The sequence below is a fragment of the Bacillus cereus group sp. MYBK139-1 genome (assembly GCF_051916915.1).
Taxonomy (GTDB): Bacteria; Bacillota; Bacilli; order Bacillales; family Bacillaceae_G; genus Bacillus_A; species Bacillus_A pacificus.
The window spans coordinates 1,150,122-1,164,044 of record NZ_JBQAHO010000001.1 but is presented as its reverse complement, the minus strand read 5'-3'; the positions used below and the strand labels follow the sequence as shown (position 1 = coordinate 1,164,044).

Genomic DNA, 13,923 nt, shown 5'->3' with positions numbered 1-13,923 from the left:
AATGACTCTGGTGCAAAAAAAATTAAATATAAAATTGTGATTTTTCTAAGTAGTAGATTTAAATTTTTAACTGGAATTGTAAATATATATAAACGAGCACCCTATCCCCATACATGGCGATAGGGTGCTCGTTTTCTATTTATGTATAGAAAAACTTGTCTACTTTTAGACTATCATCCTACACACAATTATAGTAACGTGAATAGTCCGAAACAAATCTGTTTCGGACTGAGGGTTCAATATTTTATCCACTTTATTCAACGTTTTTATAATTATAGTTCGAATTTTCTGTTTTTTCTAGGTAAGAAAACTGGATTACTTTATTTAATAGATACTCCACCAGAGACACTCAGTTTTGTTGGTGCTGGCGTATCTCCACCATTAAATGAAGATTGTTGTGATACATTTAAACTAATCATACTACAAGCTAATGTACTTACTATTATCGTACTGAATAACACTTTTTTTATTTTTTTCATTACTTTAACGCTCCTTTTCTTAAATGTTTCTTATCAGCATGATTGCTAATATAGAAATACTTGCTCGCTTTAACATGATTATTTGCCTCGTAAAATTGTAGTGCTAAAATCTCTGCATATTCTTTTACACAATCCCACATTTCCTCTTTTTCAAAATAAGAAATGGCATCAGTAACTACTTTTTCTAGTTTAATTCTAGGCAGTTCTGTGATTAGTTCATTTAAAACTGCGAAACGGTGTTTATATTCTTCATTTCCTGACTCATTTGAATATTTCATTCCTTGCTCGATATATGCTCTTGCTGTTTCAACGCCTTCTAACTTATAATATGCTCTTGCTAAGACAAATAATGCTTTAAAATGGTTCGGTATGGTATTTATAATTTCAGAACTCTGTCTAATCGCCAATGGATATAAATCTTGAATATTATATAACCAGCCTAAATTGGATCGTACTCGTAATAATAATTGTTCTTCATCATACTTCTTAAAAACATCAATGACCATATTGAGACATTCTTCCGCTCTTTCAAATTCTCTTAGATCTATACAAGCCAGTCCGTATACATTGTCGCACAAAGCGATATTAATTTTATAGCCTACATGATTCAAATATATTTCTTTGGCTTTTACTGCATGTTGAATCGCTTCAAATGGCTGATAAGATTGATAACAGTATGTTGAAAATCTATACTCAAACTCAGCTTTTTCTATTTCGTCAGGTATATCTTTTAAAAGTCCTTCCGCCTTTTCATAGTGTGCTTTTGCCTCAGTATAATTTGCTATAATTGTAGAGTGGATTGCCTTAAAGAAATAATAATAGTAAGCTAAAAATGAAAATTCCTCTTTAATATGAGGTAGTTTTTCTATTTGATTAAAAGAATCTTTTGTAATACTCATTCCATCTACCAAAACTTTATATCTAAAATTCAGTAGGGAATAATAGAATGATACATATTGGTCTGTTTCTATTCCTTTTAAACTTTCTTTTACTTTTAGATATGTTTGTTTTGCTTCTACTACATGATATAAACGAATTTCTTCATACCATTCATGTAATAATTCCATCAATTGTTTATTACTTTTTTCTTGAACAGTCATAATATCCCCCATTTCTCTGTAAAGGCTTATTCTGATAATAACAGGAATTCGATAAATTAAATTTAATCACGATTTTTTTCATAAATATACAGAATATTCTGAATTAATAAGTTGTTCATACTTTTAAATTTGAAAAGTATAGGTAAGGTAGTACAAGTTTCGTTAATGTATTTTTTGATTTTTTTACAGTTTTCTATTAAATACTTCTTATGAGAGGGAGCGTAGGTTTTTGATAAGTATCATAGGAAGCGTAACTTTTCATAAAATGTAGGTTTATACTTCCGCTAAGTAATTATCATAATGAGATTATACAGATGTATCAAACGAAACTTCTACTTAATCAAATATGATTTTATACTTTCTTAGTTTTGGTTAGGGAAATTTATTTACTTTAAAGTAAAGAGCTTTATTTTATAAAGGGGGGATTTTGGGGTTTATAACTCATGATCTTTTGATCTAAATTTATTTTAAGTGTTGAAAAATTTGTAAAAAATACTTTACGAATTGTAAGAAATAAATTACAATTTTTCTGAGAGGTGTTCCTATTGTTACATAATAGAATTGTAGTTTGTCGAGCAGAAAAAGGTTGGACTCAAGAAGAATTGGCAAAAAGGGTTGGTGTTAGTCGACAAACTATCGCTACTCTTGAAAAGAATAAATATAATCCTTCTCTAATTCTTGCCTTTAAAATCGCAAATGTATTTGAAAAGCCGATAACTGACGTGTTTGATTATCAGGAGGAGTGAGTCATATGTTGTGGTTAAAAATTTTATTTTTAGTTGTAATATTCATTAGTCAGATGTACGTAATACAATTTCAGTCCAGTGATGAAGCAAAAGACGAAAGAGGGAGAGAAATTCAATATAAAACAAATAATGTGTTGTACAATATCTTATCTGTAGGTATCATTGCCATTTTTATTTTTCAATCAGTAGAAATAATTTCTTTAGAATTTCTACCTGATTTATTATTATATTTTGTGCTTTCATTAAGTGTACTTGGCAGTCTTATTATATTTATCAATAGACACAGCAAAAATTACTAATATAGTGTATTTGATTATGATGAAAGTAGAATGATAACGATGTACAAACTGTATTAGAATGGATATTTATATGGCAGAGGTAGAATAAGGGGACTTTCAGAATTGAAAAGTATGAATGTTGTGTAAAAGGAATGTAAATTTTTGAAAATATAAAAAATGTATAGTAAATTGAAGGTGTATGCTAGATTATAATGAACAAGAAGTCGGGTGGTTCTGATTCTTGGTGATTGATAGGTCATAAAAAGTCTTGGTTTGGTCGCCAAGGCTTTTTTTATGCTGTATTCAGGCATAAAAACCTTGTATATCTCGAATAATTTGCCAAGCTGCAGTACGTGCTTTGTTTTTTCAATTGTAAAAAACATATTTGACTTACATGGCGCGAAGTATGGTGTAACTAATACCGAGAATGGGGTAGCGTTCTACTTTGCTTAGAGAAATGGGATATAGAGTAGTGAAGTGTGATAGAAGTGATAAAGATCTTACTGAAGTGTTAAAGGGGATTTACATTCATTTAGAGTATTTAAAAAAAGGTGTAAAGTCAAATTCTATGGCTTCGCACCTTTTTATTTAACTTGGACTTTGTTTAAGCCCGTTAATATGTTCATTTTTAAGCGTTTATTGCATTTAAAATTGAAACTTTATTTGTTGTAAATAATACATAATTTTGTTTTACCGTTTTGATTACAATACGATCCGTTGTTCCATATGCAGTGCCAATACGGATTGCACTAGTATCTTCAATACCCGCATAGGTACCATCTTCAGTAACCTCAATTACATCACGTAATGGAATCGTAATCTTCGCCAATTGCCATGAAATTATTAACTCTTCTTTTGTTTTTTTTACATCAATACCTAGCATTATACCAAGACCTTTCTATAATAGAATGCTACACTTCTAATCTTATTATACAAATTTTTAGATTAAATTTCCATATGTAGGAATAGAATTGGTTTCTACGTGTTAGTATCTTTAGTGTGTCAAACGAATAGGAGGATATACTGTCTTTCTGTTAAGAAATATGTTAAGAACAAAAGTTCACTTCGAATTAATATGAATTTGATATGGTTGTAGTATTATGAACGAGAAACATTAAGAGTGGCAGGAAGGAAATGAATAATGAGAATTAAATTAGTAGGGATTTTTACTTGTATGATTATAATACTAGGTATCTTTATCTTTTACACCAATCAATCTCTTGGTAAAGAATCAAAAAAGACAAACTATGAAACTCGTGAAAACTCCATAAATAGAGAGAAAAATGGTACTTCAAATAACATAGCAAGTTCTTTTGCTAGTATACAGGCTGTAGTTAATAAGGAATATGGATTGCCCGAAGACTATAAACCGGAGGATTTAGTTGTACCAAATGTACCATTCTCATTCAGTGGGACGTTAGAAAAGAGTTATCTTCGTAAAGAGGCAGCAGAAGCACTAGAAAAGTTATTTGATTTAGCAAAGAAAGAAGGAATCCAGTTAAATGCTGTTTCAGGGTTTCGCTCCTATGATTATCAAAAAAACCTGTATGCAAACAACGTGAAAAGAAAAGGACAAGAGCATACTGATCGCTTCTCGGCAAAACCCGGACATAGTGAACATCAAACAGGATTAACGATGGATGTTTCTTCTAAAAGTGCAAATAATGAGCTAGAGCTAACTTTTGCGAATACGAAAGAAGGAAAATGGCTGAAAGAAAATGCACATCGTGCAGGATTTATTATCCGTTACCCAAAAGGTAAAGAGAGTATTACTGGATACGCTTATGAACCGTGGCATATTCGCTACGTAGGGGATATTGCTGAAAGTATATATAAGAAAAAATTGACTTTAGAAGAATATATGAATCTGTGAAAATAGAATTGAAGAATTAAATTGGTTTGCGATAGCAGTAAAATTGTAAAAGATAGAGGTATGAAATAAGATATTTCTTAATGCTTTTAAAGGGTATGTCATGGAATTGTAAACGATACTACTATTTTAGAGATGAAAGATAGCGAGTAATATCTTTACAGTAATGTGAGATGTAAGATCTTGCGTCAGGTACAGAATGACATGTATTAGGTTAATATATGATGGAAATCAGAGAGCAACGAAAAAGAATATAAATATTACGTATTCAGTTTTTTACTAAATAATAGGGCATCATTCTAATTAGAATAATGCCCTATTATTTTTAGTATAATCTATTGAAGTACTTTTCAATTTTAGGCATTACAGCAATTGGTGGTAAAGATTTGGTCCATGCAGCAGCATAAACATTTAACTGTTCACCTATAGTGTAATTTTCACCATCTGAAATAGGAACCCTTAAAATCTTATTTTGATTTACTAACTCCCACCAATCATTTTGGTAAGCGAGAGCTTCATCTTTTGTAGATGTAGAAGCAACCACTAAATAATTGTTTTCTACTGAAATGACATATCCAGTAAAAGGATCTTGTTCTTGTTTATGAATAGAATAAATAGGTTCAGTGCTTACAGACGTCTTATTAGAATCTGCAAATGCCGGTGTTAATTCGAAAGTCAATCCACATCCTAATGTTAAAGCTGTTACGGTTGTTACTAATTTTTGTTTTTTTGTAAACATAATACATATCCCCCTTATATTTTATCCCTACACTTGCCATTTTCTGGTTTTATCATATAAAACCTTTTAATATTAAGATGTTTAACATTTTTGTCACATATAATCCATAAATGTTAAAATTATCTATTAATGGAAGTGAATTTGTGTTATAATTCACTAGGTGAAATATTATTATTACATTCATCCCCTGATGAATGTATACCCTTCCTTAATTGTAAATATGTTTGATTTTATTGGTGAAGAGGAAGGAAATCCCTCTTCTTTTTTTGTTCTTTCTAAAGTTCGAAGGTGCCTTAAGGGAGTAAAAAGATGGATTGTGTTTATATATTAGTAAAAACATTTGTGGCTTTTTTCGGTGGGCATTATATTTAAAGTGGTATGTAACGGAGAATTGAATAGTAAGTCGACTTTAAAAGGCTATTTGAAAGGGTAGATAGTATAAGGTATTTTCCTAGTGAACTACTCGCCACTTAGCAAAGCTTGAAGTGGGAGCTTCTCAGTTCCACGACGAAAGTAACCTTTCGTCTCCATGAGCGTTACTTCGGGGGGGGGGCCACCCCCTAGATGTCCAACGCATAGATGCTCTTTTGGTACGGTTGATATTTTACGCAGGAACCGCTTGGTTTTTGCACTCTATTTTCTTCCGGCAACCTTCTATATCAAGTTTTATCAAAGAACTTCATATAGCTAGTTCATCAAAAGTTTTTGGCAATGCCAAACCGAAATTCATCTCCCACCTATCGTTGGGCTACGCCCTTCACATGCTTGAGGAAGGAGAATTCTTTCTGGGAATACGTTAAAAAGCCTAATTCCTCAATGTATTATAGAGAAATTAGGCTTTTTTCATCAAGTCATTAGAGTGTTTTATCGTTTAATGATTTGTTTTCCTATTATATGTTCAAGTGTTCAATTATAGCTAGATAGATATAGTTTTTGTTGCTACTGTTTGTTGAAATGCCTTATCATGCTCAACAATAACCATTGTAGGATTAAATTCTTGAATTAGCTCTTCAATTTGCATACGTGAATAAATATCTATAAAGTTTAGCGGTTCGTCCCAAATATATAAATGAGCTTTTTCACATAAACTTTTAGCGATAAGCAGTTTTTTCTTTTGTCCACCAGAATAATGAGATATATCTTTTTCAAATTGAATTCGGTCAAAGTCCATCTTTCGTAAGATGGATTTAAATAACGTCTCATCAATTTTTTGCTCTTCAATATAGTCTGATAGTGATCCCTTCAAATGAGAGGTATCTTGTTGGACATAGGAAATGGTGAGTCCTGTACCTAAAGTAACTAAGCCTGTAAACTGTATCGATTGCCCTAGAATTAGTTTTAGGATACTACTTTTCCCGCTCCCATTCTTGCCATCAAGTACAATTCGGTCACCTTGTTCAACTATGAAGCTAATCGGCTCATTCACCACTTGGTCATCGTACTTAACAGACACGTCAGCCAAAATAACCAATTCATTTGACTTAAACTTCAATGCTTCTAATTTTAATGACTCAGTTTTCTCCACATTTTTTAGTAATTTTGACTTTTCTTCAATAGCTTTTTGTTGCCTTGATTCGAGGTTTTTTGCTCTTTTCATCATTTTGGCTGCTTTATGTCCTACAAATCCCTTATCCAACTTAGAACCTGAATTCCTTGTTCCATTTTTTGAAGCTTCTACATCATGAGACCAACTTGCTGAACGCTTGGAAGACTGTTTTAATCTTCCTATGTCTTTTTGTAGACGATCATTTGTAGCCTGTTCGTGCTCTTGCTGTCTATCAAAATTTAATTTCCAAGAAGAATAGTTTCCGCTTTGAACTTCAATATTTGCTCTATTTATAGATAAGATATGGTCAACGCATCCATCTAAAAAGATTCTGTCATGTGAAATTAAAATAAACCCTTTTTTCTTCTTTAGATAATCAGAGACTATTTTTCGTGCATCAGTGTCTAGGTGATTTGTTGGTTCATCAATTAATAGAAATTGACCTTCATTTAAAAACAGTGCAGCAAGCAACACCTTTGTTTGTTCTCCATTTGATAAAGTTTTAAACGGTCTGTACATGACCTCGGCATCAACATTTAAATAGGATATTTCACGTAGAAATTCCCAGTCTTCTGCTTGGGGGCAAATTTCTTCAAGGATTTCATGAGTAAATTTGTTCTTATCTGCAACAGGGTAGGGGAAGTAATTGAATTCTACCGAAGCAAGGATTTTTCCACTATACTCATAATTTCCTAATAATAAATTAAGGAATGTCGTTTTACCTCGTCCGTTTCTACCGATAAATCCTAGTTTCCAATCCGTATCTATTTGAAAGTTTACATCTTCAAAAATATTATCAAAGCTACCTGGGTATGAAAAAGTTAAGTCTTGAACTTTTATCATTGACATAATAATTCCTCCTTTATATATCGAAACGTTTCATATAAAGTCGGAACATCCATCCATTTTTTAATTGCTCTATATAAGTTTGATGGATATTAGCGACTTATATAGAGCATTACATGTGTAACAATAGTGTCTGAATTAGCCATTTTTCTCGCTCCTTTATTTGTTCAGTAAATTTAGCGATTAATAAATTTCAACTTACATAAGAGGGAATAAAAAAATCCCCCAATTTTTAATCGGAAGGATTAGTCTGTCTTTTATACTTAATAAGTATTTATTAATCATTTGAATCATGACAAATAAAGTATGAAATGAATTATAAAAATGGATAGACTAACCCTATATTTTGTAGTTTGAAGTTATAAAATTCAACTTAAAATATAAATTAGTTAATCATTATTCATCCATCATTCCTTTCATCATTCTATTTTTAGGGTAACATTCTTTTTGTGGAGATGCAATATCATCTTCACTTAATGCTAGATCATGTATAATTGTTTGGCTAATTAGATATAACAATACATCTTTTTTTATAAACATCATATTTTGTTCAAAATGTAGCGTCTTTTGTCCATTAAAAGATGGGCTATTTGAAATTGACATTACCTCTTAGTTGTAACTATACTGATTACAGTTGGTTTGGTAATTTCATTCGAAATTCTAAGTTTATGATAGTATATTTTCCTTCTTTCTAAGTGTGACAATAAGCGAATAACTATGTTGCAATGGAAGTTTAGATTCTATCTCATATTCAAAGAACAGTTAAGTTGTATTATTCAAATTTACGGTGAGCAAATACTAAAAAAATAACATTTTCCATCGTATTCTTTTTGGAATGCTTAGTTAAAAAAGAGGAAATATCTGCAGAAAGCAAATCAGGCTGTGGTATGTAGAAAGAAATCCAATAAAAAGGTCATAATATGGAATGATAGGTAAGGCTCATTTTAATGAAAACGAGCAGTGCAGTATCAATAAAAGCCTAGAAAAAATCAAGAAGGTGAGTCTATTGCGTAAACATTCATATGTGCAATTTTATGTATTAATATTAGCTCTATTGGCTTATTTAAGCTTTTGTTTTATATTTTTATTTGTTTTTCCGAATCATTATTTTGTATCAGATTTTAATATACGACTATCATCCTTAGTTGTTGAAATTACTGTATTTATCTCATTACTCTATTCTATAGTATCCAGAAAAGTTAAGTTAGGATTGTTTTGGGCTTGTATTACTATTGCAATAGGGTGTTTCTTGATAGGGAATTTTATATCTGCTTTTCAAGTACTTAATATAGAATTACCAATACAAAATTTTAATATCTCTGATGTATTTTTGTTGTTTTTCTTATTCTTCTTTCTCTTTGCGTTCTTTTATAAAATCATGATGGAATGTAACAAATGGGAAAAGGCGTATTTGATTTGTGATTTATGTATTGTTGTTACTGCTATTTTCACCTTAGAGTGGTACCTATTTAATAAACCTTCTGCAAATATTTTATTCTTATCAATTGGAGATGTTTTTCTTTCATTTATTTTCCCGATTATAGATCTATTGCTTCTTTTACTAGGCATTAGCCTTATCTTTCGACCAGCAATTTTTAATGCGAAAAGTAAATTATTTATTTTCATCTTAGTATTAACTGGATTGTCTATTACGGACTATTTATATTTCTATTTACAAGATGATTTATCAAATCGTTCACTCATATTATTAAGGTGTTTGTATAGAGTTTTTCTATTATTTATTGCCATTGCCGCTATTATCCCAAGGAGTGCATCTTCTAGAAGAAATTATTTTATTATTAATCCGACATTTGGAAAGAAACTTCTTGTCATATTTCCTTATCTTGCAGTTGCAATTTTAATTGGTTTTATTTTAAAAGAGCAAACTTCTTCATCTACACTGATTACGGGTAATTGTATTGCCTTTGTATTTGTACTGATTCGTCATACAATTGTACGAATGCAAAACAAAGATTTAACCGACACATTAAAAGTGTTTAATAATCAATTAGAGCAAACAGTATCTCAAAGGACAGAAGATTTAATAAAAAAATCTAATGATTTGGTGAAAAATCAAGAGAGGTTTAAGTCATTATATGAGTATCATCCAGACCCTATATTAACAATTGATTCAAATGGTATCGTTTTAAATATAAACCAGTCAGGAAGTATATTATTAGGGAAAGATAGTGCTGCATTAATAGGAAAAGAGTGCTTCTCTATTTTTTTAGATGAAGATAAACCTGAATTGGAAGCAGCTCTAAAGATGGGGAAACGATGTAGTTCGTCTTCGTTACAGTTACGTGTGAAAAATAATAATGAGAAGGATATACATTTTTGGTATGTCACTATTGTTCCTATTATGATAGAAGGACAAACTTTTGGGAGTTATGTAATGGTAAAAGACATAACGAGGATGAAGCAACAACAGGATGAGATAAACTATCTAGCATTTCATGATACGGTGACGGAGATTGGGAATCGAATATTCTTCCAACAAGAATTAGACAAATCCATTGAGCGTGTACAAAAAACACAGGATAAGTTTGGACTCCTATATCTAGATTTAAACCGCTTTAAGACCATTAATGATACAATGGGTCATGCAATTGGTGACAAGGTTTTAAAAGAAGTTGCCAAACGTTTTAGGACATGTCTGTCACCGGCTATTCCTTTAGCAAGAATAGGGGGAGATGAGTTTGCAATCATTGTCCATAACAAAACAGAGCAACAGCTATTAGATTTGTGCGAAATACTATTTCGCATAACTGAAGAACCATTTGTAATAAATCAACACAGCTTTTATTTATCCCTTAGTATAGGCATAGCGTTGTATCCATTTGGAGGAACAAATGCCACAACACTTTTACAACATGCTGATATTGCTATGTATAGCGCAAAGGAAAAAGGTAGCAATGCTGTTTGTATGTATGACGAGACATTATCTCAAAAAGTAACTCGTCGATTACGATTAGAACAGGATTTACCAAATGCAATTGAAAATAATGAATTGTTTTTATTGTATCAACCACAAATTGATAGTAAGGTAGGTAAGGTTATTGGTGCAGAGGCTTTAATACGTTGGCAACATCCAGAGCTTGGGCTGATTTCTCCTTTTGAGTTTATACCTATAGCAGAAGAAACTTCGCAGATTATTTCAATTGGGAAGTGGACGTTACAGAAAGCGTGTCGACAACTGAAAGAATGGCATTCTGCGGGCTTTTCAAATCTAAAGATGGGGATAAATTTATCAGCTATAGAGTTTGAACAGAAAGATTTTGTTCAAATAATTATATCTACCATAGGAGAAATAGGAGTGCCTGCTAATTCGATTGATTTGGAATTAACAGAGCGAATAGCAATGGTAGATGAAAAAGAAACCTTAGCGAAGTTAAAAGCATTAAAATCATATGGTGTGCATTTATCAATAGACGATTTTGGTACAGGTTATTCTTCATTAGCATATCTGCCTCTTTATCCAATTGATACTTTGAAAATTCCAAGAGAATTTGTTAATAGGATTGGAATTTCTACTGACGGAGATGAAATTATACAAACCATTATTTCACTTGCTCACACTTTAAACATGAAAGTGATAGCAGAAGGGGTAGAAACGAAGGAACAATTAACAGTGTTACAACGTAATGCATGTTATCTAATTCAAGGTTATTACTACAGTAAGCCTGTAAATGAAGATGAATTTATTAATTTTTTAAATACGACACAAAATAAATAAGTCCAAAAAAATATATGAATTAAAGTGAGAAGACGTTCTACTCATATGGAGTAGTACGTTTTTCTTATGTTTACTTTCAGAAGGTATGCAGTTAGGCTTCTGTTTTTGAGAGTAAATTTAGTATTCATATTCTCATTATTAGATTTGTTGTGAACTACCCGCCACTTAACGTCCTAATGGACTGTTTGAAGTGGGGGCTTCTCGGTTAGTCTTTACTTTTGATAGCTAATGAATTCTTCCTAAGACAACCGAGCTAACTCCCTAGTTCTAAGGGTTATTTTATTGCTATCTACGCTAACGCTAATAGGCGTAGTACTTCATTTTTGATATTGATAAAATGTATTTTAGGAATAGATTCATTAGAGAAGAGCATTAAATAAAAGGGAATGAGTAATTAAATATATAAAGTATTTAATTACTCATTCTTATGATTTTAAATTTAAATTATAAATCTTTCTTTGCATATATTTTTAGAGATATTATCATTGATATAAAACCAATAATAATTGAGATGAAACAAGGCATCCATGTTAGGACAGTTGGTGAGAATGGAAAAATACTTTTGAAATCAATATTGCTTGATTGAAGTCCCCTTATAAGAGTAGGAGCAACAAAAGGTATTAAAAAAGCAGTTAAAAGTGATATGATTTTTGTTTTGTCATAACCAAATTTAAACTGAACAGGAAGTAGTACACCAAATAAAATACTTAGAGTTAAAAACGTTATTCCAAGAGCACTAGCGCTAAGGCTTTCTATACTCAATGGGGCGACAACTGAAATGATTATACGAATAATAGCTGCACAAATAAAAATTACAAAAAGAAAAAGGTACTTCGCTTTTACAAATGCGCTTCGAGTGTACGGGGTAGCACAAAGTAAAGCCGCTCCCTTGTACTGATCCTCAAATTTGGATACTGTTCCGAACAAAATATATTCCATCAAAATAACGGTTAAAAGAAAGCTAAAAAGACCGCCATCGTTTAATTTTAATTGTGAAGAAAGATAAATAGGAGCTATAGCAGCAAAAACGAGTAAGATTAGAAAATATTTTTTGACTAACAAAAAGTCTTTCATCACTAGGTTAATTAACATGGATGTTCCCCCCAATATATGAAAGCATAATATCCTCAATAGTTGGTCTTTCTATTAATACATCAGGCATGAGTCGACGTACATCATCTTTTTTATTAGTAATCCCTTCAAATCCATAGTGAGTTTGATGTAAATTTAAAAAAAGAGGCCTTGTTTGTTCATTAATTAAGCGGTTGTCGCCCTTTACCAATGCATGTGTGTCTATTAAAACATCTTTTTCATCATTAACTAAAACTTTTCCATTATCAATTAAAATAATCATATCAGCAATTTTATCTAAATCTGATGTAATATGAGTGGAAAAAAATACGCTTTTCCCCGGCTCTTTCATGAAATCAAGGAGAATATTCATTAATTCACTTCGTACTAATGGATCTAAGCCACTTGTTGGTTCATCCATTATTAATAGATCTGCATGATGGGATAGGGCTAATGCAACTGCAAATTTCATTCGCATTCCTTTGGATAGGGTGGAGATTTTTTGTTCTAGATTTAAGTTAAACTTTTTAATGTAATTTTGGAAAACTGGTTCATCCCATTCAGTGTAGGATGGAGCAATAACATTTTTCATTTCCTTTACTGTTAATTCATCATAAAAATAGCCCTCATCTAGCACGATACCAATTTTGTTTTTAGACTTTCTTTCATGCTTATCCATATCTTTTCCTAAAAAATTAATTTTCCCAGAATCTTTTAAAATGAGGCCCAAAATCGCTTTAATTGTAGTGGTCTTTCCAGAACCATTTGTACCGATAAATCCTGTTATACAGTCTGTGTTAAGTGAAAAGGTAACATCTTTTAACGAAAAATTCCCGTAAGATTTATTTAAATTATTTACTTCTAACACAACATTCATTTTTCATTCTCCTCCTCTAAAATTAAATCTAAAATTGAATGGAGATCATCTGCATGAATACCTATACTACGAGCCATTTGACAAACTTCAGTAAGTTTAACTTCTACCATCCGGCGTTTGGACTCCATTAACAACTCTAAATTTGTAGGAGCTACATAGGTCCCTTTTCCAACCTTTGTTATTATAAAGCCTTCTGTTTCTAATTCTGCATAAACTCTTTTTGTAGTAAGTACACTTACATGTAAGTCGTTAGCAAGTGAGCGGATTGATGGTAATTGTTCACCCTCTTTTAATTCATTGTTAAATATAGATTCTTTAATTTGTTCCTTTATCTGTTGGTATAAAGGCATACTTGATACATTACTTAATACTATTTTCATTAAACAACCTCTCTATCGATAAGTGTTATGGTACGACATACACAGCATACACAACATACACACAATACACAGTTAATATTATAAATTATAAAAAATAGATTAACAATATATAATGCGATCAAATTGTTTGAAAGTTAACTTGAATAAATTATTCATAAATAAAATTTTTGTTATCAGTTAATAAAGATATTTGCTATTTTAAATAAATCAAAAAGAAAGTTTTGTAAATATATGTAACGAGATGTTAAATAAACA

Annotated in this window: 13 protein-coding genes; 4 read left to right on the top strand and 9 right to left on the bottom strand. The window is 31.1% G+C overall.

What is annotated here, in order from left to right:
- Positions 1 to 320: 320 nt before the first annotated feature.
- Both ACTFRS_RS05905 and ACTFRS_RS05900 read right to left on the bottom strand, forming a co-directional pair.
- Complete coding sequence (locus ACTFRS_RS05905) at positions 321 to 479, bottom strand: Phr family secreted Rap phosphatase inhibitor (RefSeq protein WP_000721405.1); 159 nt, start codon at positions 477 to 479, stop codon at positions 321 to 323.
- Positions 479 to 1,579, bottom strand: a complete 1,101-nt coding sequence (locus ACTFRS_RS05900; RefSeq protein WP_440023960.1) for a hypothetical protein — start codon at positions 1,577 to 1,579, stop codon at positions 479 to 481. Before ACTFRS_RS05900 ends, ACTFRS_RS05905 begins: the two co-directional genes overlap by 1 nt.
- Before the next feature lie 545 nt (positions 1,580 to 2,124).
- On the opposite strand from ACTFRS_RS05900, the gene ACTFRS_RS05895 reads away from it, so the two are divergent.
- Both ACTFRS_RS05895 and ACTFRS_RS05890 read left to right on the top strand, forming a co-directional pair.
- Positions 2,125 to 2,325, top strand: coding sequence for a helix-turn-helix transcriptional regulator (locus tag ACTFRS_RS05895; RefSeq protein ID WP_000903071.1), 201 nt, complete (start codon positions 2,125 to 2,127; stop codon positions 2,323 to 2,325).
- A 5-nt stretch (positions 2,326 to 2,330) separates the two neighbouring features.
- On the top strand, positions 2,331 to 2,624 hold the full coding sequence (locus ACTFRS_RS05890) for a hypothetical protein (protein WP_000964481.1): 294 nt from the start codon (positions 2,331 to 2,333) through the stop codon (positions 2,622 to 2,624).
- 607 nt (positions 2,625 to 3,231) lie between these two features.
- Here the strand turns inward: ACTFRS_RS05890 and ACTFRS_RS05885 are convergent.
- Complete coding sequence (locus ACTFRS_RS05885; protein WP_139869114.1) at positions 3,232 to 3,486, bottom strand: SunI/YnzG family protein; 255 nt, start codon at positions 3,484 to 3,486, stop codon at positions 3,232 to 3,234.
- Between the two features lie 258 nt (positions 3,487 to 3,744).
- On the opposite strand from ACTFRS_RS05885, the gene ACTFRS_RS05880 reads away from it, so the two are divergent.
- Positions 3,745 to 4,476, top strand: a complete 732-nt coding sequence (locus ACTFRS_RS05880) for a M15 family metallopeptidase (RefSeq protein ID WP_139869113.1) — start codon at positions 3,745 to 3,747, stop codon at positions 4,474 to 4,476.
- A 322-nt stretch (positions 4,477 to 4,798) separates the two neighbouring features.
- On the opposite strand, the gene ACTFRS_RS05875 is transcribed toward ACTFRS_RS05880, so the two are convergent.
- The 3 genes from ACTFRS_RS05875 to ACTFRS_RS05865 all read right to left on the bottom strand — a co-directional run bounded on the left by ACTFRS_RS05875 (position 4,799) and on the right by ACTFRS_RS05865 (position 8,207).
- Positions 4,799 to 5,212 (bottom strand): DUF3221 domain-containing protein, encoded by a 414-nt coding sequence (locus ACTFRS_RS05875; RefSeq protein WP_440023963.1) that lies wholly within the window; start codon positions 5,210 to 5,212, stop codon positions 4,799 to 4,801.
- Positions 5,213 to 6,128: 916 nt separating this feature from the next.
- The gene (locus ACTFRS_RS05870) at positions 6,129 to 7,607 is read right to left on the bottom strand and encodes an Lsa family ABC-F type ribosomal protection protein (RefSeq protein ID WP_139869111.1); all 1,479 of its coding nucleotides are present in this window, start codon (positions 7,605 to 7,607) and stop codon (positions 6,129 to 6,131) included.
- Between the two features lie 393 nt (positions 7,608 to 8,000).
- Complete coding sequence (locus ACTFRS_RS05865; protein ID WP_139869110.1) at positions 8,001 to 8,207, bottom strand: hypothetical protein; 207 nt, start codon at positions 8,205 to 8,207, stop codon at positions 8,001 to 8,003.
- Between the two features lie 403 nt (positions 8,208 to 8,610).
- Here ACTFRS_RS05865 and ACTFRS_RS05860 point away from each other — a divergent pair, with 403 nt between their 5' ends.
- The gene (locus tag ACTFRS_RS05860; RefSeq protein WP_431084687.1) at positions 8,611 to 11,340 is read left to right on the top strand and encodes an EAL domain-containing protein; all 2,730 of its coding nucleotides are present in this window, start codon (positions 8,611 to 8,613) and stop codon (positions 11,338 to 11,340) included.
- Between the two features lie 444 nt (positions 11,341 to 11,784).
- Here ACTFRS_RS05860 and ACTFRS_RS05855 read toward each other — a convergent pair whose 3' ends face one another.
- The 3 genes from ACTFRS_RS05855 to ACTFRS_RS05845 are packed head-to-tail and all read right to left on the bottom strand — an operon-like array spanning position 11,785 to position 13,668.
- On the bottom strand, positions 11,785 to 12,432 hold the full coding sequence (locus tag ACTFRS_RS05855; RefSeq protein WP_431084565.1) for an ABC-2 transporter permease: 648 nt from the start codon (positions 12,430 to 12,432) through the stop codon (positions 11,785 to 11,787).
- Positions 12,422 to 13,288, bottom strand: coding sequence for an ABC transporter ATP-binding protein (locus tag ACTFRS_RS05850; protein WP_431084566.1), 867 nt, complete (start codon positions 13,286 to 13,288; stop codon positions 12,422 to 12,424). Before ACTFRS_RS05850 ends, ACTFRS_RS05855 begins: the two co-directional genes overlap by 11 nt.
- Entirely contained in the window at positions 13,285 to 13,668 is a 384-nt protein-coding gene (locus ACTFRS_RS05845) for a GntR family transcriptional regulator (protein WP_000706801.1), read from the bottom strand. The genes ACTFRS_RS05850 and ACTFRS_RS05845 overlap by 4 nt, the downstream gene beginning before the upstream one ends.
- Positions 13,669 to 13,923 lie beyond the last annotated feature (255 nt).